The organism is Acetobacter fabarum (genome assembly GCF_022483405.1).
Lineage (GTDB): Bacteria > Pseudomonadota > Alphaproteobacteria > Acetobacterales > Acetobacteraceae > Acetobacter > Acetobacter fabarum.
The window spans coordinates 1324856-1347522 of the sequence record NZ_JAKVNI010000001.1; the positions used below are offsets into that span (position 1 = coordinate 1324856).

The window sequence follows — 22667 nt, forward strand, 5'->3', positions numbered from 1 at the left end:
GCCCGGGGGAGGCGCTCGCCCGAGTGTGACAGGCCGGGGGCTTGGCGCAGCAGGCTTGCCAGCGGTAGTCTGGGCGGCAGGTAGTGCCCCGGTGCGGGGTGGCTGGTGCACCGCACCGGTTGGAGGCAGAAAGGAACCGTTATGACCAGCAGTTGCAGTTCTGGCGGGTGTGGCCCCCGTGCCCCCCTGACCCCCGAACAGGAGCAGATTCTGCTCGGCCATGGCACGGAATACCCCGGCTCCAGCCCCCTGAACGGGGAAAAACGCCCCGGCACCTACCATTGCGCGGCATGCGGTACGCTGCTGTTTTCCTCCACCACCAAGTATGAGAGCGGGAGCGGGTGGCCATCCTTCTGGGCGGCAGAGCCGCAGGGCGTTGCCACCCGGCGTGATACAAGCCACGGCATGGTCAGGGAGGAAGCCCACTGCGCGCAGTGCGAGGGCCATCTGGGCCATGTCTTTAACGACGGGCCACCCCCGACCGGGCTGCGTTACTGCATGAACGGGCTTGCGCTGGACTTCCGGCCCAGTGCTACGGGCAGCGCCGGGTAAACACACAACCCCGGTGTGGCGGGGCGCGCAGGTGTGTGCTCAGCCCGGAACCTGTTGCGGGGCCGGGGCAGTCTGCCTCCCCCCTACGGCGTTGAGGAAAAAAGACCATGCTTCGTTAAAAAAAGCATCGCGCTCTTCCTCGGTCTTGAGCGGATCAAGGCCAAAAAGGCTGTCTTCCATTGGCCAGCCGGTAACCATGCCGGTCAGCAGGCGGGCCGTGGTATCCGTGGCATGGCCGGGGTTGATCTGGCCTTTCTGCTCCGCAGCTTTGAGCAGGCGCACAAAATTATTATGGAAAGGCTGGCCAATGGCCGCCACCGCCTGCTGTTGCAGGGATGGGTGGCGGTGCCCGTCGGCTATGAGAATCCGGTACGTGCCCAGCGCATCGGGGCGGAGGGTCAAATCCAGCATCAGGCGGCTGATGTGGCGCAGCTCCTCCAGCGGGTTGGTCAGGGGGGTCTGTTCCATGGCCCGCAGTACCGAGCCGGTCAGGTTGGTGACCACTGCTATGAACAGCGCTTCCTTGGAGGAATAGCGACGGTAGATTGTCTGTTTGCTGGCGCACGCCTTGCGGGCGATCTGGTCGATGGAGGTGCCCGCATAGCCATGCTGCACAAACAGGCCCGCCGCTATTTCCAGCAGATACTGGTCAAGGTCTTCCGTAACATCGGTCGTGGGTCGCCCACAGCGCCGTTTACGCCCCTGCAGGCAAGGGTTTGCCATGTCCAGAGGACGGGTGGCAAAGGTAAGGGCCTTGCTCAGGTAACCTTTGGGTGAACGGGGGGCTGGGGGCTCAGACAACGATTATCCGCTTTGTGTTAGCTGGTGTAGGGGAAGGGGTAGGGAAACACATCTGCAATGTGGCGGTTTTATACCCGTGTCGTGTTTTTATTTCGAGGTCTTTCCGTGCGACGCAAGAATGTGTTGCAAGAAAAGGGGGTGTTGCGGCAGCTCTTTTCCGCCACACACAAAGCACACATACCATGTGGCGCACGATCATGTCAGGAAATAACCCCAGTGGAACAGCAGATGCTTGAGGGCGAACAGGCTCCCGCACCAGACCAGCCCGGCCAGACCAGTGCGTATAAAGGGTTGCCCCCCACCCCCATGGCAGATGCGGCGGGGACCGCCAGCGCGGAGCAGATAGCCGTTCTGGCCCTGAACGTGCAAAAGCTGGGGCGTATTCTGCGCCGCTTTTACCAGCTTGCCATCGCCGTGGTGGCGGCCCTGTGTGTGGGGCTGTTCATTTATGCGGGTGGGGCCGTGGTTATGGTGGTGTTTGCCGCAGCCCTTGTGGCGGTGGTCCTGCATGGTGCCGCGCGGTTGATCTGCCGGGTGCTGCCCATGCGGCAGTGGGTGGCGGTTGTGCTGTTCCTTGCCGGGCTTGTGGGGGGTGTTTCGTTTGTTGTGCATGTGTCCGGCCCCGAGCTGGTCACCCAGCTTTCCCACCTGTATGCGGCCCTGACCCATGAGCGCGATGCCCTGCATGCCGCACTGGACAAAAACCCGATCGGGCATTCGGTGCTCAACCACATTCCCCGCTTTTTTGGTGGCAACCAGACATCCGGCCCCCTTGGGTCGGAGGGAGCTGGCGGAATAGATTTTGCAGGCTCCATGACCAACGTGCTGACCTCCACCTTCGGGTCGGCAGGTACGCTGGTGGTTATTGTGATTGCGGGGGTGTATTTTGCGCTCTCCCCCCACCTGTATGCCAATGGCCTGCTGCGGCTGGTACCCACGCGCTACCGTGGCACCGCGCGTGAGCTGATCCGCACAACAGCCCATGTGCTCTCTGCCTGGGTTGCGGGGCAGCTGCTGGATATGACCGTTGTGGGCGTGCTGACATGGGTTGGCCTGTCCCTGCTGGGTATGCCGCTTGCTTTCCCGCTTGGGCTGGTTGCGGGTACGGCCAACTTCATTCCCTATCTGGGTACGTTTATCGGGGCAGTGCCTGCCTTGCTGATCGCCCTGTCCATCAGCCCGCGTGAGGCCCTTATGGTGGCGGGGCTGTATGCCTTTATTCAGGCGTTTGAAGGGTATGTGATGTCTCCCTTCATTCAGAAAAGGGCGGTCAGCATGCCGCCTGCGCTGACCATTCTTTCCCAGACCATATTTGGCGCTTTTCTGGGGATGTGGGGCTTTGCTTTTGCCTCCCCCATTACGGCCGTGCTGCTGGCGGTGATCGACCACCTGACCGCCCCCCTGCCGGAGGAAGAACAGGTCTGACAGCGCGCGTTTTTGGCATAAAAGGGTAAAAAACAGGACAAAACAGGCACGATCTGCGTTTTTGGGGGTGGTTTTCCCGCTTGTGTGCATGCACATTCCCCACAACAAGAATATCCGCTTGAAGGAAGCACGGGATGTCCAGCCCAGCCGACGACTTTCAGAAATACCGGCACCTCAGCCCGTTTGAACTCAAGGACCAGCTTATCCGGCTGGCCTCGGGGCGGGCACAGCGGGCCATGCTGGATGCAGGGCGCGGCAACCCCAACTTTCTGGCGACCTTGCCCCGGCAGGGCTTTTTTCAGCTTGGCATGTTTGCCGCAGCCGATTCTGCGCTCACCTTTTCCTATATGGCTGAAGGGGTGGGGGGGATGCCCCGCCGTGCAGGAATAGAAGCCCGGTTTGAGGCATTTCTGGCAGCCAACAAGGATGTGCCCGGCGTGGCCTTCCTGCGCCGTGCCCTGTCCTATGTGCGTGACCAGATGGGCCTGCCAGCTGATGCGTTCCTGCTAGAAGCCACGGCCGGCATTCTGGGGTGTGACTACCCGACCCCACCCCGCATGCTCCGCTATGCCGAACAGGTGGTGCGCCACTACCTGCTGCACGAAATGGCAGGCGGCACCATGCCCGAAAGCACGACAGACCTGTTTGCGTTGGAAGGGGGAACGGCTGCCATCAGCTATATTTTTGCCTCCCTGCGGGAGAACGGGCTGATCCGGCCGGGGGACAAGGCCGCCATTGGCATGCCAGTCTTTACCCCGTACGTGGAAATCCCGGAACTGCGGGACTACCAGTTGCAGGAAGTGGCTATTAATGCCGACCCCGAGGCCGGGTGGCAGTACCCGCCAGAGGAACTGGACAAACTGCTTGATCCCTCGGTCAAGATTTTTCTGGTGGTTAACCCCAGCAACCCGCCATCGGTCCGTATGAGCGATGCAGGGCTTGCCCGCATTGCCGAAATTGTCAAAAAACGCCCGGACCTGATTATTGTCACCGATGATGTGTACGGCACTTTTGCCGATGATTTCCGGTCCATTTACGCCATTTGCCCATACAATACGGTGCTGGTTTATTCTTTCTCCAAGTATTTCGGTTCCACGGGCTGGCGGCTTGGTGTTGTGGCCATGCACCAGAACAACGTGCTGGATCACGCGCTGGCAGCCCTGCCCGAAGCCGAAAAACAGGAGCTGGACAAGCGCTACGCCTCGCTCACTCCCGACGTGCGTGGCCTGAAGTTTATTGACCGTCTGGTGGCCGATAGCCGCACCGTGGCCCTTAACCACACGGCGGGCCTGTCCACCCCCCAGCAGGTGCAGATGGTGCTGTTTGCCCTGTTTGCTCTTATGGATGGGCGGGATGCGTATAAAAACGCGCTCAAACGCCTGTTACACCGGCGTGAGCTGGCCCTGTACCGCGATCTGGGCGTAAAAGCGCCGGATGATGATGGCAGCACCCACTATTATACGCTGATTGATCTGGCCAATGTGGTCACGCAGCTTTATGGCCGCCGCTTTGCCCGGTGGTTGATGACCAAGGTGGACTACCAGACCATCCTGTTCCGCATTGCGGAAGAAACAGGCGTGGTGCTGCTGCCCGGTGATGGCTTTGCCGTTAAACGCCCATCGGCCCGGGCCTCGCTCGCCAATCTTAACGAGTACCAGTATGCAGCCATAGGTACGGCCCTGCGGCGCATGGCGGATGAATATTATGCCCGCTACTGCGCGGAAAAAGGGGTTAAGGCCGTAGCCCCCGCACCTGCGGCACACTAAAGCCGGGCAAAGGCCGGGGTAGGGGGTAAACCCTGTTCCAGCCTGCCCGGTATTGCCCCGCATGACCTGCGCGGGGCTGGTTGCGTGGGGGCGCTAGCCCCTGCGGCCGTCAGTCATTTTTGCCAAAAACCGGGCGGGTGGTTTCAAACAGGAACCATGTGCGGCGCTCTGTTTCATCAATCCAGTTTTCCAGCAGGCTGGCGGTGGCAACATCGTGGGCATCATCACAGATTTCATGCACCGCGCGCAGGCGTTTGGTCAGGGTCAGATTGTCTTCGCGCAGTTCGGCCAGCATGTCCTCGGGGGTGACGTACAGGGCATCGTTATCCAGAATGGCCGTTTTGCGGCTGATTTCCCCAACGGAGTGCAGCGTGGTGCCGCCAATCTTGCGTGCGCGCTCGGCCAGAGGGTCGGTCATGGCAAAAATCTGCTGGCTCTGCTCGTCCAGTAACAGGTGGTAATCGCGGAAGTGGCGGCCACTCATATGCCAGTGGAAGTTCTTGGTTTTGATGTAAAGGGCGAACACATCCGCCAGAACCTCGGCCAGACCTGCGGCCACAGCCTTGACCTTTTCGGCCTTCAGGTCTGTGGGCGTGCCAAGATATTCCTTGATGTGACGTTCTGAAGCATTGGGTTTGGTCATGGGAATGCCAGCCTTTCCAATAAATGTCAGTCTGCGGTGCGGGGTGTTCCCCCACCGCTGCATCCAACGTGGAAAGTGCATGGGCAGATACAACCCCATGCGGGCAAAGACTCCACCCCTCACACGAACGTGACAAAACGGGGTGCGCGCATTGCCAGAGCGTAGCCTGCTACAGCCTGTGCGCAGGACGGGCGGCTAAACCTCGCTTTTAAGCGGGCGGCTGAGCAGGTTGTGGGTGGCCTGTTGCAGGGTTATCTGCCCTTCCATAAAGGCGGCAATGCAGTCGGTTATGGGGGTTTCCACCCCATGGGTGCGGGCAAGCCTTTGCAGGGCGGCAGCCGTTGTTACCCCCTCGGCCACGCCGGGCAGGCTGTTCAGGGCGGTTTGCGTGTTCATCCCCTGCCCAAGGGCAAGCCCCATCTGATAATTGCGCGAGGATGCACCCGTGCAGGTCAGGAGCAGATCCCCCAGCCCCGCAAGGCCCGCCAGCGTTGCCGCCTGCCCGCCAAGGGCTGTGGCCAGCCGGGTTATTTCGGCCAGTCCGCGGGTAATCAGGGCTGCGCGTGCGTTTTCGCCCAGACCTGCGCCTATGGTCACGCCCGAGGCTACGGCAATTACATTTTTGGCTGCGGCCCCAAGCTGCACCCCCACACAGTCCGTGCTGGCGTAAAGGCGGAACAGGGGGGTGGAAAGCAGGGTGCTCAGGTTTTGCGCGCGTGCGGCGTCCGGGGCCGCCAGCACGGCGGCTGCGGGCAGGCCTGCTGCAATCTCGCGCGCAAAATTGGGGCCGCACAGCACAGCGCCGGGGACATCTGCCCGCTCCCGCGCGAGAATATCCAGCGGAAAAGCCAGTGTCTGGCGTTCTATGCCCTTGCAGCACAAAATGGCGGCAACACCAGTGGGCAGCAGAGGCAGAACAGAGGCCAGATACTGCGTGGGCACGGCAACCAGCACGCAGCGCGGCGGAATTGATGGCAATGCGGAGCAAAGGTGAACGGTAGGGGGGAGCGGGTAGTCCGGCAGGCGCGGCATGGCCCCATTGGGCAGGGTTTGCGCGTTGCGTGCCCACAGGTGCACCTGTGCTCCGGTGCGGGCAGCATGCAGGGCCAGTGCAGTGCCCCAGGCACCGCCGCCAAATACAAAAACAGGATCGCTCATGCCTGCATCGGTGCCAGAAGCCAGAGGAGTGTGCAAGCGGGGTAAAAGGGCAGGAATAAGCCCGGCTGGCGTGTGCTCAGGCAGAAGCAGCCATGGCCACGCTCTGCTGGCGGGCGGCGTGGGCGGCCAGTTCAGCCTGCTGCATGTGCCTCATTTTGGCTTCGCGCAGCAGGCACACAACGCCTTTAACGCAGTTGCCGCACTGGGCCTTGCACCCGCGGGCGGCATAAATCTCACGCGGGTGGTTTGCACCATCGGCCACGGCGGCTTCAACATCTTTATGAGTCAGTAGGTTGCAGGAGCAGACAACCATTACTTTGCACCTCATGGTTACGAGTCTGACCTCACTCAACCATAAATGAGAATTAGTCGCAATACTTTCCGTGCGCTGCACTCCTCATTTGCCCCAAAAAGTGATTACAGGGGGCCGTGCCCCCTGCCGTGCTGCCACAAGGGGCGGGTTAGTGCGGGAGGGGGAAGGCCCGGTCATACGCCATGTTGAAGACAAAAGCGTAAACCAGATAAAACAGGGCAAGGGAGAGGGAGAGCGAGAACGTCTCCATCAGCGGGGCATGGGTGTACAGGGCAATCCCCGGCACAAGGGCCACCTGCAACCCGGCCTCGAACAATAGGGTATGCACCAGCCGCCCGCGCATGGTTTTGTGCGTGGTGCGGTAAAGATGGGTCATGACCCGGTCAAAAATCAGGTTGTACAGGTAGTTCCACACCATGGCGGTTATGGCGCTGCCAAGGCCAATAACGCCCATGGCGGATTCGTGCAGGCCAAACAGGGCGCTACCAGCCGGAATGGTAATGGAGAGCGCAATAAGCTCGAACAGCAGAACATGGCGCAGGCGGTCCATGCCCGAACGCATGGGAACCACAGGAGGTGCGGGTAGCCCTGCCGCGCGCATGGCCGGGGGCTGGCTGGAAGAGTAAGTTGACATGGCGGCAATCTATCGAGCCTGATAGGAAAGAAAAGATGGAACCTATCGGAAAAACAGATGGATGAACGTTTCTCTCGAACAGCTTGAAGCCTTTGTGGCCACGGTGGATGCGGGGTCTTTTTCCGCGGCGGCGCGTGCGCTGGGGCGCGCCCAGTCGGCTATTAGTACGCATGTGGCCAATCTGGAGGTGGACCTTGGGGTTGTCCTGTTTGTGCGCACAGGGCGCACCCCCGTACTGAGCGTGGATGGCGAGCGCCTGCTGCGTGAGGCCCGCGTGGTGCTGGAACGGCGTGAACACCTGATTGGCGTTGCCCGCTCGCTGGAAAGCGGGGTGGAGAACAAGCTGGTTGTCGCCATAGACGAACTATACCCCGAGCATGCTCTTGGCCCGGTTTTTGCGGAATTTGCACAGGTTTTTCCGCATGTGGAAATGGAAATCCTGTTTCCACTCATGGAGGATGTCGGCCAGTTGGTGCGTGATGGTGCCGCCCAGCTTGGGGTTATGTGGCAGCAGCACCGCATGCCACCCGAACTTGCCTTCCGCACCATCGGGCGGGTGCCGCTCAAGCTGGTGTGCGGGCGCAACCACCCGCTGGCACAGGGTGGCCCCGTAGCGTGGGAGGAGCTTAAACGCTACCGCCAGATTCTGGTCGCGGCCCGTGGGCAGGAGCGCGAGCGGCATTACCTGCGGCTGGCGGGGGAAGTCTGGTGGGTGGAAAGCCACTGGGTCATTCTGGAACTGGTGCGCCAGGGCATAGGCTGGGCCTTTGTATCCGACCATGTTCTGGCGGCATCGCCCGCCGCACCGGACATTGTGGTGCTGGAGCAACAATTTGATGCAGGCAACCGTCTGGTGCCCCTTGCCGTGGTCTGGCACGCCAAGGGTTCCCACGGGGTTGCCGCGCGGTGGCTTTTGCAACGATTTTTTAAAAAAGAAGGGAATTTTTAAAATCGACCACCGGATTTCCGCGGTCGGTTCCCGGTCGTGTCAGGTTGTTGACATATGTGTGCAATTTTTGTGTTGAAAAGGCAACAGTAACGACTATGATACGAAAATCCTGAAGGAAAACGAGAGAAAAACAGGTCTGCATGTCCCTTCTTAGCCCCCGCAAATCATGGCTTGGCCTGCTTCTTGGCAGTGCGGCCTTTTTTTCAGCAGCCACCGTTCAGGCCGCCGAACCCGTCCTGCAAACCGAGCAGAGCGACGTGGTCACCCTAAAACCTTACAGCTCCCACACCATTTTGGTGGAAGACGCGGTTTACACCCATAACAAGGATGGCCGTGTTGATGTGGTGGACGCCGACCGTGGCGTATTGCTGGGTATGGTGCAGGCTGCCTACAACCCCAACATGGTGCTCAGCCCCGATGCCAGCCACTTTTATGTGGGTGAAACCACATGGGAACGCGGCAACCGTGGCGCACGGAACGACCTTCTGGCCGAATACGATTCCCAGACACTCAAGCTGACTGCGGATGAAAAACTGCCGTCCCGCGCACTGGTGACCCCCAAGCGGAACGACATGGCCATCAGCGCCGATGGCGCACGGGTTTATGTGTACCAGATGAGCCCCGCCAACGCGGTGCAGGTGGTGGACACAAAGGAACACAAAGTTACCCATACGGTGGAAATTCCCGGCTGCGCCCTTGCATACGCCTGGGGCAATGCCGGTTTTTCCTCCCTGTGTGGTGATGGTACTCTGAGCAATGTCAGTGTCGAGGCAGATGGCAAGGCCAGTGTAACCCACAGCGCTGCGTTCTTTGAGCCCGACAAAGACGGCATTTTTGAACAGAGCCCCAGTGTTGCCAAAGACGGTTCTACGTATTTCATCAGCTATAGCGGCAAGGTTTACCCAACCACCCTGTCTGCCAACAGTGTTGTGCAGCCTGCATGGTCCTTGCAGGAAGGGGCAGGTCTCAAGCCCGGGTCCGATGCTACGGCACCGTTTGAAGTCACCTGGCGTCCGGGTGGGTGGCAGATGTCCGCCCTGCACAAAGACACGCACGAGCTGTATGTGCTCATGCACCGTGGCACGTTCTGGACCCACAAGGATTCCGGGACCGAAGTCTGGGTGTACAACACGGACACGCACAAGCGTATCCGCCGTATGCCGCTCAAGGTGGCCAGCACCATGGTCGGCGTGACGCAGGACGCAAGCCCGCTGATGTTTACTGCGGATGAAGATGGCAACTTCTTTATCTCCGACGCCCGCACCGGCAAGCTGCTGCGGACCATGAAAGGGCTTGGTACGTCTTTGATTTTCACGGTTGCGCCGGGTGAAGGATGAGCCTGCAGGCTTCGCCTTTTCAGGCACCCGTATGGTGCGTTGAGACAGGGCAACTGGTAGCGGCTTTGTGTGCAGGTGGTATTGGCGCCCTGTTTATGGTGGCCGGTATTGCCAAACTGCGTGCGCATGACACGTTTTTGGGCACACTTGCTGCTTACCGCCTGTTGCCTGCATGGTCGCACGAAAGTGCGGCCTGGGCACTGGCTGTAGCCGAAATCGGGGTCGCTGCTTTGCTGTTTTCCGGTATCGGGGCAGGTGTTGGCAGCATGGCTGCGGCGGTGCTGCTGGTCGTGTTTGCCTGCGCCATGGGCGTGAATGTGCTGCGCGGCCGTACGGATCTGTCGTGTGGGTGCACGCCGGGGGTGGCTGGTCAAAAGCTCTCCTGGGCAGTTGTGCTGCGCACTCTGGCCTGTGCCGTGCTGGCTCTTGTGCCCTGCATGGGCCTTGTCTTTGGGTATGGGGTTGCTCCCGTACTGTGGGGACAGGGGGTTGTAGGGGGCGTGTGCCTGTATCTGCTGTGGCAGGCCATGCAGGTATTGCCACCGGTGCATGTGCCCGGGTCCGGCATGCAGGAGCACGGCGCATGATTATGCTGTTGTGCCTCTGGCAGGCTGTTCTGGTTGTTCTGGTGTTTGTGCTGGCCGTTGTGCTGGTTGCACTGGCCCGCCAGATCGGTGTGCTGCACGAGCGGCTGGCACCGCTGGGTAACCAGGAGGTCAAGCCCGGTCTGGACGTGGGGCAGGTGGTCCCGCGCCTGATCCTGCATACGCTGGATGGCCAGCCCTTTACCGTAGGGGATGTTCTTCCCGCAGGTCGCAGGCAGCTTTTGCTGTTTGTGGCGGCGGAGTGCCCCGTGTGCAAGCGTGTCTCCCCCATTGCGCGCCAGATTGCTGCCGAGCGTGGGCTGGACCTTGTGTTTGTAGGGGACGGCCCCGAACCCGAACTTAAAGCCATGCAGCTGGCCCGGCCAGAAATGCAGGGTGTTCCACTTATAACCGGGGTTGAACTGGCTCTGGTTCTTCAAATCAACCGTATGCCAGCGGTGGTAGTGCTTGATGAGCGCGGCACCATACTGGCCAAAGACCTAGTTAATACGCGGCGGCAGATTGAAGGGGTGTTGGATGGCGTGGCCTCCACACACTCCGCAGCGCCAGCCGATACAGGAGCGAATGCGCATGTTGCCTTCTGAACACACTCAAAAAACGGAACAGGATGTCTCCCTGTTCGACCGTATGACCGAATCCGTGCTGCGCCGCTTTGCGGGGCGTACGTCCCGCCGTGGTGTGGTGGCCCGTCTGGGCGGGCTTGCGGCTGCCGTGCCGCTGTTCCCGCTGCTGCCGGTCAGCCGTGCTTCGGCAGCAACGCCTGCTGCGGGCAAGGCTGCCTCCAAGGCGCCAACGCCTTTTGGCACCAAGGCACAGGTCAAGGATGCCAATGCGTGCGATTACTGGCGTTATTGCGCCATTGACGGCAACCTGTGCACGTCCTGCGGTGGTGGGGTTCATAGCTGCCCGCCCGGTACGGCTCCGTCCCCCACATCATGGATCGGGAGCTGCTACAACCCGCAGGATGGTAATTCCTACATGATTGCCTACCGTGACTGCTGTGGTCAGGATTCGTGTAACGAAGTGACCTGCCTTGGCACGGACGGGGACCAGCCCTCCTACCGCCCCATGGCCAATAACGACATCATCTGGTGCTTCGGCACGGGTACGTCGGAAATGTACAACTGCTCCACCGCCGCCGTGATCGGGAAAGCTTCCTGAGCATGCGCATGGCGTTGTTGCGTTGTGTTCTGCCTGCCTGCGTTGCGGTGCTGGCCATTATGGTCGGCACCGCGCGTGCCCATGCGGTGCCAGATGCCGTGCCGGGTGCGACAACCCTGAGCCATACGCAGTCTGTTTATGTTTCGCATTGTGGTGGGTGCCACGGGATTGAGGGCATATCCGGCCCGACCTTTGTGCCCATGCTGCGCAACACGGTAGGCAGCTTTGCCTGCACGGAGGAGGGGCGGTCTTATCTGGTGCGTGTGCCAGGTGTGTCCATGTCCCTGATCCGCGATGACCAGACTCTGGCGGATGTCATGAACTTTGTGCTGATCACACTGGGTGGGACCAGCACGCCGCCCAACTTCAAGCCTTATACGGCAGCGGAAGTGCACACATGGCGTGCGCACCCGCTCTCGGGGCCGGACTTCATGAGCCTGCGTGCGCATGTGCTCGAACGCTCGCTTGCGGCCTGCGCGCATACACCCGGCAAAGGGTGAGTGCGGTGTGCTCCTTGTGGCGGTGCGGCAACAAGGAGCACGCCCAGCTTGGGGCAGGTCTGGCGGGTGACATGAAAACTTAAAGTGACTTTTGGTCACGCCTTATCCAGCCTGTATCCGGTGCAAACTGTCATACTCACCCGCCCGGCGGGTTTTACTGAATAATTTGGTTCTGATCTGTGGAGCAAAAAAAGTATGTTTCTTCGCCGCCCTTTGCCCGTTGGGATGTGGCTGACCATGCAACTGGCGGCGCTGCCCGCCATGGCGCAGGAAAAAATAATTCCCGGTGATTCCGCCCGCCCTCTGGTGCTGGAAGAAACCCCTGCGGAAAAAGCACAGGCGGACAAGGAAGAGGTTAATCTTAAAACCTCCAAGAACCATACATGGTTTGATGATCTGGAAGGCCACCTTGTGGTCGAAGCCGGCGTAAACGGCAACCCGTGGACCCACACAGGCCGGAACTGGGCACAGTCCTACGTGGACCGCGCCAACACGGCTACACTGAACCAGATTACGGGTACACTCTCCCACCCCACGACCGACATTGGCGGGGGCTATGGCATCGGGTTTGTGTTCGAAGTGCTGTACGGTTCGGACGCCCGCTTTAACCCCACCATTGGCATGGGCGATGGCAACCTGACAGGCATGTACCAGTGGGCGCCAACACAGGCCCATATTGATGCGCATCTCCCCTGGCTGAGCAAGGGCGGCATAGATCTGCAGATTGGCCAGCAATACGGTATTCAGGGTTTTGAGGGCACGGACGCACTGGAACGCCCCTTTTATTCCTATAACTATTCATCCGATTACATTGTACCATTTGAAACCGTGGGCGTGCTGGCCACATGGCATATGACCGACACGGTTGCATGGGTTCTGGGGGTTAATGCGGGTAACTCCACCACGTTTGGCGGTGCCAAAAACAACAAGCGGCCCAAAGGCTATTTTGGCGTGCAGCTTACAGGCCTTGCTGACGGCAATCTGGATGTGGCGGCCATTGCCTACCTTGGTCCGCAGCAGAGCGTGTATGCCATTGGCAATGTAGCCAACCAGAAAATGGAATATGTTGGCGATATTCTGGCTACGTACAAACTGAACGACACCACGTCCATCACGCTCAATGGTACCTATTACCATGACGACTATTTGCAGGATGACGTGTACGGCGTGACCACCTATTTTGCGCATGATTTCTCCCCCTCGCTGACCTTTAATGCACGTGGTGAAATCTTCCGTGACAATAACGGGCAGGTTGTAGGTGCCAACACCTCCACCATGTCCTACGTGAACGAATTGCGCGGGCGGAGCTACCCCTACGATCAGGCACCGGGCACCACGTATGGGGAACTGACCGTGGGCGTGACCTACCGGCCGGAGTTCCTCAAACTGCCACGCGGCAGCTTTTCTCTCCGCCCCGAAGTGCGGCTGGACAAGTCGCTCAATGGCACCCGTCCGTTCAACCGTGTTTCCCCCACGGATGATCCGAATGTCAATTTTGCCAATAACGGCACCAACAACATGTTCTGGTTCAGCTGCGATGCCATCTGGTCTTACTAATACGCCGGTACAGGTCGGGAAGGAGCCGGTATGACACAGGCAGGCCTGCAGGCTCTTGTTCTTGCAAATGCCATGTTGAGCCTGCTGCTGTGTGCCGCATTTTTTGTGGCGTACCGCATGGTGCTCAGGCTGCGCAGGCTTTTTCAGGAAATCGCGCCCGTAGGTGCCCTGACAAACACACGCGGCCCCCAGCCGGGGGACATGGCCCCCACAGGCACCTTTGCAACGCTGGATGGGCAGGCCATGGGGCTGGCCGGTGGGGCCATGCCCCGCCTGCTGCTGTTTGTGTCGGCTACCTGCCCGATCTCGCGCAAGGTCATACCCATTGCACGCAGCTTTTGCGCCAAGGAGCAGCTGGAACTGGTTCTGGCGGGGGATGATAACCCAGCCGCACAAACCCTTTTTGCACAGCAGACCGCCACACCATCGGCCCTGTTTATAAACGACCCCGCTCTGGGCCGTGCGTTGGAAGTGGACAAGCTGCCAGCTGCCTTCCTGCTTGACCAGCAGGGGGTGCTGATCGCACGCGGGCTGGTGAACAACCGTGAACATCTGGAAAGCCTGCTCAATGCGTGGGAGAGCGGGTTTGGCACGGTGCAGGCCTATATCGCCCATAACCGTAAAGCAGCCCGCACCAGCGCGTAGGGGGGGGGCTGGCACACGGCCTTTTGTCGTGTGCCAGCTTACCATGCGTACCCGGCCTGCCTGTTCCTGCCTTGTGAATGGCGGAACCTTCATGCACACAGAAGCGTTGAGGTTAATCCGTGCGGGGGACTGTGCGGGGTCCATCCATACTCAAGGAGAACGCAGGCGTGAGCATTCCTGAACTAACCCTGAACGATGGCCGGAGCTTTCCACTTATAGCTTTTGGTACATACAAATTAAACGGTGCAGCAGGCGTGCAGGGCATGCTCAGTGCGCTTGATGTTGGCTACCGTGCGCTGGACAGCGCGTTTAATTACGAAAACGAAGGGGCCGTGGGCGAGGCCGTGCGTAAAAGCGGGCGTGCGCGCGAGGAACTGAGCATTGCGTCCAAACTGCCCGGCCGCCACCAGAAATATGATGAAGCCCTGACCTGCATTGAGGAATCCCTCTACCGTGCCGGTCTGGATTATTACGACCTGTATTTCATTCACTGGCCCAACCCCAAGCAGGGTTTGTATGTGGAGGCATGGCAGGCGCTGATCGAGGCACAAAAGCGCGGTTATGTGCGCTCTATTGCCGTATGCAACTTTCTGGCCGAACATCTGGACAAGCTGCATGCCGAAACAGGTGTGCTACCCACCATCAACCAGATCGAGCTTTCGCCCTACTTCCCGCAGGACGATATGCGGGCCTACCACCAGAAGCACGGTATTGTGACCGAAGGCTGGAGCCCTATTGGCCGGGGTGGCAAAATCCTGTCTGATGAGCTGATAGCAGGCATTGCCAAACGGCTTGGTAAAACCCCGGCACAGATTGTGCTGCGCTGGCATGTGCAGGTTGGTTCCGTGCCGATCCCCAAGGCATCGCACCGTGAGCGGCAGGTGGAGAACATGTCCGTGTTCGATTTTGAACTGACGGAACAGGACATGAAGGACATTGCCACTCTGGCCCGCCCCGATGGGCGCTCCTTTGGGCAGGACCCCGCAACGTACGAGGAGTTTTAAGGGCGGCTGGGGCATGGATAGCCTCAAACTCGCACAGCTCAGGTTTTTCTGCGCGGTTATGGAGGCAGGCTCGGTTGTGGCTGCCTCCCGCCGCCTGAACTGTGTTGCTTCCAACGTAACGGCCCGGCTGCGGGAGCTGGAGCAGAGTGTTGGCCAGCCCCTGTTCCTGCGTGAAAAAGGGCGGCTGGTTGAAACACCATCTGGCCGGGCATTTTACGCGCAGGCGCGTGAGGTTGTGCAAAAAGCCTCAGCCCTTGAACATTTTTTTAAACCCGATGTGCCGCGTGGTGTGCTCCGGCTTGGGGCGCTGGATGTAGCGTTACAGCATTTTCTGCCCCAGTGCCTGCCATCTTTCATGCAGACATTCCCGGATGTGGAGCTGACCGTGCTCAAGCGCGCGAGCTACACGCTGGAACAGATGCTGATGGAACGCGCAGTGGATCTGGCCCTGACCGATGGCCCAATCCAGCACCCTCTGCTGGAAAGCCGGCTGGTTTTTACGGAATGCCTGCGCCTTGTGGCGCCTGCACAGATTGCATCACCCGGTGAGATAGACTGGGCGAACACGGATGTTCTTCTGTTCAACTCGGACTGTTTTTACCGCAGTGTGTTCGAGGCATGGATGCAAAAGAACGGTGTTGTACCAAGGCGTGTGCAGACCATTGAATCCTACCACGTTATTTTTGCCTGTGTACGCGCAGGGCTTGGGGTGTGCTGCTGCCCCGATGTGATGTTGCCCGCAGCCCACGCGCAGGGGCTGCATGCCATGACCCCGCCAGACCTGCCAGAAGCCCCGGTGTACAGCGTATGGCGACGTGATGGCGTAACTCCGCTGCTTATGCGGTTTGTGGACTATCTGGGCACCCCAGCGGAATAGGTGTTCATTTTTTATGAGCCTTTGGCTCACATATCATCACTTTTAAAGTGGTGCGCCATGCCCAATAATCATACCCAGACGGTAAGGAGACTATTGGAAATGTCTTTGAAAAAACATGAACAGTTCATCAACGGTCAGTGGGTTCAGCCTAGCTCCGGCCATTACGTAACCATTAAAAACCCGGCCAATGGCGTGGCGCTGGCAGCCGCAGCCAAAGGTAATACTGCGGATGTGGACAAGGCCGTGGCAGCCGCGCGCAAGGCTTTTGGTCCGTGGAGTGCCAAAACAGCCTCCGCCCGGGCCGATTACCTGTACGCCCTGATGAACCTGCTGGTGCGTGACAAGGAAAAACTCGCCACCACCATTACCTCCGAAATGGGAAAACCCATTGCAGAAGCACGGGTGGAGGTGGATTTTGCCGCAGGGCTTTTGCGTTTTGCGGCTGAAAATACCCGCCGCCTGCAAGGCGAGATTATTCCCGGTGAACGTGAGGGAGAAAAAATCCTGATCGACCGCGTGCCCCACGGTGCTGTGGGGGGGATTGCCGCATGGAACTTTCCGCTGGCCCTGTGTGCGCGCAAAATCGGCCCGGCACTGGCTGCGGGGAATACCATTGTTGTTAAACCGCATGAGCTAAGCCCGCTCTCGGCTCTGGCGTTGGCCTCTCTGGCGCAGGAAGCTGGGCTGCCTGCCGGTGTGCTGAACATTGTAACAGGGGATGGCCCGGATGTGGGTGTGCCACTGGTGGCCCACAAGGATGTGCCGCTGATTACCATGACCGGCTCCACCCCTGCGGGCAAAAAGATCATGGCGGCCGCTGCCGAACATCTGAAGGAAGTCCGGCTGGAACTGGGGGGTAAAGCTCCGTTTATTGTTATGGAAGATGCGGACATAGACGCAGCGGTAGATGCTGCGGTGAGCGCGCGCTTCTTTAACGGCGGGCAGGTCTGCACCGCCAACGAGCGGACCTACGTGCACGAGGCCGTGTATGACCAGTTTGCAAAAAGCCTGCGTGCACGCGTGGAAAAGCTGAAAGTGGGCGACCCCATGCAGGATGATACCGATATGGGGCCAAAGGTCAGTCTGGCGGAGCTGGAAAAAGTGGATGCCATGGTGCAAAAAGCCATTGCACAGGGTGCCACGCTGGAGCTGGGTGGCCACCGCCTGAGCGGGCCAGCCTATGACCACGGCACTTATTATGCACCCACCCTGCTGACCAATGTGCGGCATGGTATGGATATTGTGCAAAACGAGGTGTTTGGCCCAGTACTGTCCCTGCTCAAGGTGCGGGATTTTGATGAAGCCCTCGCACTGGCAAATGATAGCCAGTACGGCCTGTCGGCTTATCTGTTTACCAAGGATCTGGGTCGGGTGCTGCGCATGACGCGTGAACTGGAGTTTGGCGAAATATACGTCAACCGTGGCGCGGGGGAAGAACCGCAGGGCTTCCACCACGGCTACAAGAACAGTGGCCTTGGTGGGGAAGACGGGCAGCATGGGCTGGAAGCTTATGTGCAGACCAAAACCATCTACCTGAACGCCTGAACGCCACCCGTAAGCACGGGGCTTGGGGGTTAAAACAAAAGGCTGCGGAGCGTTCTGGCTCCGCAGCCTTTTTGTCTGTTTTGTATAAGCCCTGTTCTATTAGGGCTGTTTTATGTCGGGAGCCGTTTAGTCAGCCTGTCTGGCGTCATGCACTGCCTGTTCCATGTTGTGCGGGGTGGCTGTGGTAAAATGGGTCATGACAAAGCTGGCAATGTCGGCCAGATCCCGCTCGCTCAGCCCGCCACCGGCAAAATGCGGCATAATCTGCACACCCGTTGTGGTTTGCATGCCGCTCCCCTGCACCAGCAGTTGCACAAGGTTGCGCCCGTTATCCGCCCCGAGTGAGCGCGCTCCCGTAATGGTGCCAAAGCTGGATTGGCGGCCCGTGCCATCGGGCATGTGGCACCCTGCACAGGCAGACGCATACAGGCGTGCCCCGCGCGTGTTCTGGGGCAAGCTGGCATCACCCGCTGTGGGGGTTCTGGCTTCCACCGTATCTTCCGCCGTGTGCAGGGGGGCAATGCTGCGCAAATACACAACCATGGCATGGATGTCGGATGCGCTCAGGTAGCGCAGGCTATGGCCAATAACATCGGCCATGTCCCCTGCTGCTGTGCCATGGCCATCAGCATGGCCGGTGGAAAGGTACTGGGCAAGAGCTTCATCACTCCACGCGCCAAGTCCGCTCTGTTTGTCCGGTGTCAGGTTATATGCACGCCAGCCATTGACCACATTGCCGCCCAGTGCGCGGCTGGCATCAAGCCCGAAGGTTCGTGTGCGGGGGGAGTGGCAGTCTGCGCAATGGCCCGGCCCTTCCACAAGGTAGCGGCCACGGTTCCAGTCTGCTGGTTTGGTCGGGTCATTGGCATAGCTTGCGGCCGGGCCGTTGAGCATGTTCCAAAAAACCATCAGGCTACGGATGGAGAACGGGAATTTGACCGAATTTTCAGGTGTTTTCTGTGCAGATGGCGGCAGGGTTGCCAGATAGGCGCGTATGTCCCGCACCTCTGCATCGCTCATGCGGGCATAGGCGGGGTAGGGCATGGCGGGGTAAAGGTGCTTCCAGTGGGGGGAGATACCTTTGCGCACGGCATCCACAAACTGCTGGTCGGTCCATGCGCCAATACCTGCGGTTTTGTCCGGCGTAATGTTGGGGGCGTACATAACCCCCACTCCCGGCAGGCTGAAGGCCCGCCCGCCTGCGTAGGGTGTTCCGCCTTCGGCTGTGTGGCATACCTCGCAGTCCGCCGCGCGGGTCAGGTAGCGCCCGTTTTCCACATTGGGGGCAGAGGCCGCTGCATGGGCATGTGCTGTGGTGGCCAGCAGGGCAGCCCCACCAAGGACCATGCCAGACAGGGCACCACCCACCCGGGAGAACTTTACCCGTGTGCCCTGCACACAGGTGGAAATAAAGGGGAAGGACATGGGGTTACGCATCAGCCCTGCTCCTTGTGGTCTGCCCCATTGCGGGGGGAAAGGAGTGGCAGCGTGCGGTAGCGCCGCCCCTGTGCCGCTGCCATGGCGTTGGCCAGAACGGGGGCTGCGGCTGCGGTGCCAACCTCGCCAATGCCGCCGGGGTCTTCCGTGCTGGGCATGAGCAGGACATCAATTTTGCAAGGCGCTTCGTTCATGCGCATGACGCGCCATGTATTGAAGTTGCTTTGCTGCACACGGCCCCCTTCGAGCGTGATTTCGTTATAAAGGGCCGCACTAAAGCCAAAGATCAGCCCCCCTTCGATCTGCGAGATGACCTGATCGGGGTTGAGCACCCGCCCGCAATCCACCACTGCGGTTACGCGGTGGATAATCACGTTATCGGGTTCGGGCATTTCCACCTCTGCAATGCTGGCCATGTAGGAGCCAAAGGCAAACTGCACGGCCACACCGCGTGCGCGGCCCGGTGGCAGGGGGGTGTTCCAGCCCGCGGCCTGTGCGGCCTTGTCCAGAACGGCCAGAGCACGGGGGTTCTGGGCCAGCATGGCGCGCCGGTAGGCTACGGGGTCCGCGCCTGCGCGGTGGGCCAGCTCGTCAATAAAACCTTCCACCACAAACAGGCCGCGTGTGCCGCCTACGCCGCGCCACCATGCGGTAACAACGCCGGGGGCTTCACGCCGGGCAAACTCCAGCCGGTAGGCGGGGTAGGTGTAAGGCGTAATAACGGTCGCGACGGAAAGATCTTCGTCATACCCGTCCTTGGTCAGTTCCGGCGGGTCCCAGCGGGCAACCACGGCGGGGCCGACAATGCGGTGGGTCAGCGCGGTTATAAAGCCCTTGCTGTCCAGTGCGGCGGTCATCTGGTCCACGTAGGCAGGGCGGTAGCGGTCGTGCGTCAGGTCCTCCTCGCGGCTCCAGATGATCTTGAGCGGGTGGGGCACCTGCCGTGCAAACTCCACGCACTGGGTAACGTATTCATGTTCCAGCCTGCGGCCAAAACCCCCGCCAATATACTGGCAGTGCACATTAACCTTGTCTTTTGGAAGACCGGTCAGTTCTACCGCCGTGTCTCGCGCGCGGTCGGCAATTTGTGTGCCGGTCCATATGTCGCATCCATCGGGGCGTACATGGGCGGTGCAGTTTATGGGTTCCATGGTGGCATGGGCCAGCAGGGGCTGCTGGTAGGTGGCGGTATGTGTGGCCGCCGCGTGGGCAATAACGGCTGGGGCATCGCCCTTTGTGTTGGCCACAATGGCGGGGCCATTCAGGCCATCATGCAGCTGGTCATAGATGGTCTGGGTCGTCACATGGGCGTTAGGGCCATCGTGCCATTGGGGCTTGAGCGCGCGCAGGCCCTTGCGGGCGGCCCAGTAATGGTCGGCTACAACGCACACGGTGTTATTGGCCGTGTTGACCAGCACGGCCTGCACGCCCCGTATGGCAAGGGCTGCGGCCTTGTTCATGCCTGCCAGCGTGCCACCGACCACCGGGCAGGCAGCTACGGTGCCGATTTTTTGCCCCGGCACCTGTACGTCCATGCCAAAAATGGCACGGCCCTGCACCTTGACCGCACTATCTATGCGGTGCTGGGGCTTGCCCAGCAGGGTGTAAGTGGCAGGGTCTTTGAGTGTGGGTTTTTGTGGCACGGGCAGCGTGGCTGCCTGAGCGGCAACCGCACCAAAAGGCAGGGAGCGCCCGGTAGGCACGTGGATAATTGTGGCCGAGCGGGTTGTGCACTCCGCCACCGGCACCTGCCAGCGTGTGGCGGCGGCCTGTACCAGCATGCTGCGCGCTGCGGCCCCGGCCTGCCGGAGCGGGAGCCACTCGGTCATGACCGAGGTGGAGCCACCCGTAATTTCGGCCCCGCCGCCGGGGGGAGCGGCTTCAATTTCCACCTGCGCCATGTCTATGCCCAGTTCTTCGGCAATCAGCATGACGGAGGATGTGTAAATGCCCTGTCCCATTTCCACATTGGGCAGAATAAGGGTGATGCGGTTGTCCGTTGCAATGCGGATATAGGCGTTGGGGGCAAAGGCTCCCTGTGCGTTTTCCACCAGCAGCCCTTGCTCGGGGGCCGTGCCTGCGGGCACGGACGCGCCCTGTGCCCGGCCCCGGCGTGGCGTGGGCCAGAACGTGGCCAGCAGAAGGGCGCCCCCGGCCCCCAGCATCTGCCTGCGGCTGGCCAGTGCGGGGCGTGGTGTTTGTGTGGTCATGCCAGTGCTCCCGCCGCGTGGTGGAGGGCTGCGCGAATACGTACATACGTGCCGCAACGGCACAGATTGGCCGACATGGCGCTGTCTATCTGTTCATCCGTGGGGTGAGGGACGGCACGCAGGAGCGCAATAGCTGCCATGATCTGCCCCGGCTGGCAGTAACCGCACTGCACCACATCCAGTGCCACCCATGCGTCCTGCACGGCTTTGGTTACGGGGTCTGTGGGGTTCAGCCCTTCCAGCGTGCTGATACGCTGCTCACCAATCAGCCCTACCGGCAGGTTGCACGCCCGCACGGCCCGGCCATCCATATGCACGGTACAGGCACCGCACTGGGCTATGCCACAGCCGAATTTGGTGGCGTTCATGCCCAGAACATCGCGCAGAACCCACAGAAGGGGGGTGTCTGGATCGACATCCACCTGGTGGGATTGTCCGTTTATGTTCAGGCTCAGCATGGTGGCTCCTTGGTGTCAGGTTGTGAGACGTCATTGGCGTAATCAAGGATTTCGTCGACCTGTTTCATGATGTCACGACCAGCCGGTTTGATATAGTCTTGATTACGTGACGCGGGATGTTTTTCAAGCCATGAGATGATGCATTGGGCGGGAGCGATGCCGCCCAGAACACGCTGCGGGCGATGATTGTAGGCGAAACAGAAGCCTCTGAGCAGAATTTCCAGATCTTCATGGTTTGAGACACAGACCTGCAGTACTTCTGTAGCGACACGGCCATTGAAGCGTTCCACCATTCCATTGGTCTGAGGGGAGTAAGCCTTGGTCCGGCGTCGGTCGATTCCCATGTCATGACAGGCTTTTTCGAAGGCGTCCGCTGTAAAGCAGGAGCCACGATCGGTCAGGATATGGGTGATCCGGAAAGGAAAGGCCGATTTGACGGCATTGAGGAAATCAACGGAATTATCCGCATTTTCCGCGTCATAAACAGCCAGGTGCACTGAACGGGAACAGCGATCGATGGCGACATACAGAAAACGTTTCCGCCTGTCCCCATCTGCTGTCTGTAATTTTGGCAGATGTTTCACATCGATATGGACATAACCGGGATCGTAATCGCGGAACTTTCCCTGTCCCCGAACTGGTCCGGCCTTTAGAACAGGAGGCAGCCTGTTCAATCCGGCGTCTTTCAGTATCCGCCAGATATTGTCCCGGTTCAGATGCGGCAGGAAATGCCGTAAGACAAAGGTCAGATCATCCAGACCAAAACCGGTAGAACGCCGAATCTGACAGACAATGGCGCGCTCCTCCTCCGAGGCTTTCCAGGCCAGCCTCCAGGGACGGCTGCTGCGGTCCTGACAGGCGTCCGAACCACGCCTGCGCCACTTGCGGACTGTTTCATCGCTGATCCCGTAGCGTCTGGCGAGCACGGATGTCGGTTCTGACGAACGAGCTATCTCAGCCCGGACAGCCGGTGTCGTGCGTGCCTGTGGGTGGATCTGAAGCATCATTCGGTCTCCCTGCAAACGGAAGAAAACAACGAAGCATAACGCGGTATCGCCCACGCTACATCATCCCAATGACGTCTCACAAC

General features: G+C 60.0%; 23 protein-coding genes. 14 read left to right on the top strand and 9 right to left on the bottom strand.

The window, feature by feature from the left end:
* Positions 1-141 precede the first annotated feature (141 nt).
* Complete coding sequence (msrB, locus tag LKE65_RS06290; protein ID WP_095349966.1) at positions 142-552, top strand: peptide-methionine (R)-S-oxide reductase MsrB; 411 nt, start codon at positions 142-144, stop codon at positions 550-552.
* A 39-nt stretch (positions 553-591) separates the two neighbouring features.
* Here the strand turns inward: msrB and LKE65_RS06295 are convergent, their stop codons facing one another.
* Positions 592-1353 (bottom strand): TetR/AcrR family transcriptional regulator, encoded by a 762-nt coding sequence (locus LKE65_RS06295; protein ID WP_086646566.1) that lies wholly within the window; start codon positions 1351-1353, stop codon positions 592-594.
* Positions 1354-1569: 216 nt separating this feature from the next.
* Between LKE65_RS06295 and LKE65_RS06300 the strand changes: the two genes are divergently transcribed.
* Positions 1570-2778: an AI-2E family transporter gene (locus LKE65_RS06300; RefSeq protein WP_233129132.1), complete on the top strand. Its 1209-nt coding sequence runs from the start codon at positions 1570-1572 to the stop codon at positions 2776-2778.
* A 134-nt stretch (positions 2779-2912) separates the two neighbouring features.
* Positions 2913-4544, top strand: coding sequence for a bifunctional aspartate transaminase/aspartate 4-decarboxylase (locus tag LKE65_RS06305; RefSeq protein WP_086646567.1), 1632 nt, complete (start codon positions 2913-2915; stop codon positions 4542-4544).
* 109 nt (positions 4545-4653) lie between these two features.
* Here the strand turns inward: LKE65_RS06305 and LKE65_RS06310 are convergent, their stop codons facing one another.
* The 4 genes from LKE65_RS06310 to LKE65_RS06325 form a co-directional block, all read right to left on the bottom strand.
* A complete protein-coding gene (locus LKE65_RS06310) occupies positions 4654-5187 on the bottom strand; it encodes a Dps family protein (protein ID WP_086646663.1) in 534 nt (177 codons plus the stop codon).
* 195 nt (positions 5188-5382) lie between these two features.
* Positions 5383-6345, bottom strand: coding sequence for an NAD(P)H-dependent glycerol-3-phosphate dehydrogenase (locus LKE65_RS06315; protein ID WP_278740760.1), 963 nt, complete (start codon positions 6343-6345; stop codon positions 5383-5385).
* Between the two features lie 76 nt (positions 6346-6421).
* The gene (locus tag LKE65_RS06320; RefSeq protein ID WP_086646664.1) at positions 6422-6658 is read right to left on the bottom strand and encodes a (2Fe-2S)-binding protein; all 237 of its coding nucleotides are present in this window, start codon (positions 6656-6658) and stop codon (positions 6422-6424) included.
* 148 nt (positions 6659-6806) lie between these two features.
* Positions 6807-7292, bottom strand: a complete 486-nt coding sequence (locus tag LKE65_RS06325; protein ID WP_233129133.1) for a PACE efflux transporter — start codon at positions 7290-7292, stop codon at positions 6807-6809.
* A gap of 61 nt (positions 7293-7353) precedes the next feature.
* On the opposite strand from LKE65_RS06325, the gene LKE65_RS06330 reads away from it, so the two are divergent.
* The 11 genes from LKE65_RS06330 (at position 7354) to aldA (ending at position 17472) form a co-directional block, all read left to right on the top strand.
* Positions 7354-8241: a LysR family transcriptional regulator gene (locus tag LKE65_RS06330; RefSeq protein ID WP_278740761.1), complete on the top strand. Its 888-nt coding sequence runs from the start codon at positions 7354-7356 to the stop codon at positions 8239-8241.
* Positions 8242-8381: 140 nt separating this feature from the next.
* Positions 8382-9578, top strand: a complete 1197-nt coding sequence (locus tag LKE65_RS06335) for an amine dehydrogenase large subunit (protein WP_278740762.1) — start codon at positions 8382-8384, stop codon at positions 9576-9578.
* Positions 9575-10165 (top strand): MauE/DoxX family redox-associated membrane protein, encoded by a 591-nt coding sequence (locus tag LKE65_RS06340; protein WP_278740763.1) that lies wholly within the window; start codon positions 9575-9577, stop codon positions 10163-10165. Before LKE65_RS06335 ends, LKE65_RS06340 begins: the two co-directional genes overlap by 4 nt.
* Complete coding sequence (locus tag LKE65_RS06345; RefSeq protein ID WP_278740764.1) at positions 10162-10767, top strand: redoxin family protein; 606 nt, start codon at positions 10162-10164, stop codon at positions 10765-10767. The genes LKE65_RS06340 and LKE65_RS06345 overlap by 4 nt, the downstream gene beginning before the upstream one ends.
* The gene (mauA, locus tag LKE65_RS06350) at positions 10754-11344 is read left to right on the top strand and encodes a methylamine dehydrogenase (amicyanin) small subunit (protein ID WP_086646666.1); all 591 of its coding nucleotides are present in this window, start codon (positions 10754-10756) and stop codon (positions 11342-11344) included. Before LKE65_RS06345 ends, mauA begins: the two co-directional genes overlap by 14 nt.
* 8 nt (positions 11345-11352) lie before the next feature.
* On the top strand, positions 11353-11844 hold the full coding sequence (locus tag LKE65_RS06355; RefSeq protein ID WP_244896439.1) for a c-type cytochrome: 492 nt from the start codon (positions 11353-11355) through the stop codon (positions 11842-11844).
* A 195-nt stretch (positions 11845-12039) separates the two neighbouring features.
* Positions 12040-13401, top strand: a complete 1362-nt coding sequence (locus LKE65_RS06360; protein ID WP_086646573.1) for an outer membrane beta-barrel protein — start codon at positions 12040-12042, stop codon at positions 13399-13401.
* A gap of 30 nt (positions 13402-13431) precedes the next feature.
* Positions 13432-14046, top strand: a complete 615-nt coding sequence (locus LKE65_RS06365; RefSeq protein WP_278740765.1) for a methylamine utilization protein MauD — start codon at positions 13432-13434, stop codon at positions 14044-14046.
* A gap of 167 nt (positions 14047-14213) precedes the next feature.
* Positions 14214-15050, top strand: a complete 837-nt coding sequence (locus tag LKE65_RS06370; protein WP_086646574.1) for an aldo/keto reductase — start codon at positions 14214-14216, stop codon at positions 15048-15050.
* A gap of 13 nt (positions 15051-15063) precedes the next feature.
* Complete coding sequence (locus tag LKE65_RS06375) at positions 15064-15927, top strand: LysR family transcriptional regulator (protein ID WP_278740766.1); 864 nt, start codon at positions 15064-15066, stop codon at positions 15925-15927.
* 99 nt (positions 15928-16026) lie between these two features.
* Positions 16027-17472: an aldehyde dehydrogenase gene (aldA, locus tag LKE65_RS06380; protein ID WP_278740767.1), complete on the top strand. Its 1446-nt coding sequence runs from the start codon at positions 16027-16029 to the stop codon at positions 17470-17472.
* Positions 17473-17598: 126 nt separating this feature from the next.
* Here the strand turns inward: aldA and LKE65_RS06385 are convergent, their stop codons facing one another.
* From LKE65_RS06385 to LKE65_RS06400, 4 genes are read right to left on the bottom strand one after another with little or no spacing between them, the layout of a single operon-like run.
* Positions 17599-18909 carry a c-type cytochrome gene (locus LKE65_RS06385; protein WP_408744035.1) on the bottom strand — a complete coding sequence of 437 codons (1311 nt, stop codon included), beginning with the start codon at positions 18907-18909 and terminating at the stop codon, positions 17599-17601.
* Positions 18909-21119, bottom strand: a complete 2211-nt coding sequence (locus LKE65_RS06390; protein ID WP_278740768.1) for a xanthine dehydrogenase family protein molybdopterin-binding subunit — start codon at positions 21117-21119, stop codon at positions 18909-18911. Before LKE65_RS06390 ends, LKE65_RS06385 begins: the two co-directional genes overlap by 1 nt.
* Positions 21116-21577, bottom strand: a complete 462-nt coding sequence (locus tag LKE65_RS06395) for a (2Fe-2S)-binding protein (RefSeq protein ID WP_086646578.1) — start codon at positions 21575-21577, stop codon at positions 21116-21118. Before LKE65_RS06395 ends, LKE65_RS06390 begins: the two co-directional genes overlap by 4 nt.
* Positions 21571-22581 (bottom strand): IS481 family transposase, encoded by a 1011-nt coding sequence (locus tag LKE65_RS06400; RefSeq protein ID WP_278741784.1) that lies wholly within the window; start codon positions 22579-22581, stop codon positions 21571-21573. Before LKE65_RS06400 ends, LKE65_RS06395 begins: the two co-directional genes overlap by 7 nt.
* Positions 22582-22667: the final 86 nt, after the last annotated feature.

Bases quoted from the DNA above. Each gene is read 5' to 3' on its own strand.
- msrB (WP_095349966.1), top strand. From the start codon at position 142: ATGACCAGCAGTTGCAGTTCTGGCGGGTGTGGCCCCCGTGCCCCCCTG.
- LKE65_RS06305 (WP_086646567.1), top strand. From the start codon at position 2,913: ATGTCCAGCCCAGCCGACGACTTTCAGAAATACCGGCACCTCAGCCCG.
- LKE65_RS06310 (WP_086646663.1), bottom strand. From the start codon at position 5,187: ATGACCAAACCCAATGCTTCAGAACGTCACATCAAGGAATATCTTGGC.
- LKE65_RS06315 (WP_278740760.1), bottom strand. From the start codon at position 6,345: ATGAGCGATCCTGTTTTTGTATTTGGCGGCGGTGCCTGGGGCACTGCA.
- LKE65_RS06320 (WP_086646664.1), bottom strand. From the start codon at position 6,658: ATGGTTGTCTGCTCCTGCAACCTACTGACTCATAAAGATGTTGAAGCC.
- LKE65_RS06325 (WP_233129133.1), bottom strand. From the start codon at position 7,292: ATGTCAACTTACTCTTCCAGCCAGCCCCCGGCCATGCGCGCGGCAGGG.
- LKE65_RS06330 (WP_278740761.1), top strand. From the start codon at position 7,354: ATGAACGTTTCTCTCGAACAGCTTGAAGCCTTTGTGGCCACGGTGGAT.
- LKE65_RS06335 (WP_278740762.1), top strand. From the start codon at position 8,382: ATGTCCCTTCTTAGCCCCCGCAAATCATGGCTTGGCCTGCTTCTTGGC.
- LKE65_RS06340 (WP_278740763.1), top strand. From the start codon at position 9,575: ATGAGCCTGCAGGCTTCGCCTTTTCAGGCACCCGTATGGTGCGTTGAG.
- LKE65_RS06345 (WP_278740764.1), top strand. From the start codon at position 10,162: ATGATTATGCTGTTGTGCCTCTGGCAGGCTGTTCTGGTTGTTCTGGTG.
- mauA (WP_086646666.1), top strand. From the start codon at position 10,754: ATGTTGCCTTCTGAACACACTCAAAAAACGGAACAGGATGTCTCCCTG.
- LKE65_RS06355 (WP_244896439.1), top strand. From the start codon at position 11,353: ATGGCGTTGTTGCGTTGTGTTCTGCCTGCCTGCGTTGCGGTGCTGGCC.
- LKE65_RS06360 (WP_086646573.1), top strand. From the start codon at position 12,040: ATGTTTCTTCGCCGCCCTTTGCCCGTTGGGATGTGGCTGACCATGCAA.
- LKE65_RS06365 (WP_278740765.1), top strand. From the start codon at position 13,432: ATGACACAGGCAGGCCTGCAGGCTCTTGTTCTTGCAAATGCCATGTTG.
- LKE65_RS06375 (WP_278740766.1), top strand. From the start codon at position 15,064: ATGGATAGCCTCAAACTCGCACAGCTCAGGTTTTTCTGCGCGGTTATG.
- aldA (WP_278740767.1), top strand. From the start codon at position 16,027: ATGTCTTTGAAAAAACATGAACAGTTCATCAACGGTCAGTGGGTTCAG.
- LKE65_RS06385 (WP_408744035.1), bottom strand. From the start codon at position 18,909: ATGCGTAACCCCATGTCCTTCCCCTTTATTTCCACCTGTGTGCAGGGC.
- LKE65_RS06390 (WP_278740768.1), bottom strand. From the start codon at position 21,119: ATGACCACACAAACACCACGCCCCGCACTGGCCAGCCGCAGGCAGATG.
- LKE65_RS06395 (WP_086646578.1), bottom strand. From the start codon at position 21,577: ATGCTGAGCCTGAACATAAACGGACAATCCCACCAGGTGGATGTCGAT.
- LKE65_RS06400 (WP_278741784.1), bottom strand. From the start codon at position 22,581: ATGCTTCAGATCCACCCACAGGCACGCACGACACCGGCTGTCCGGGCT.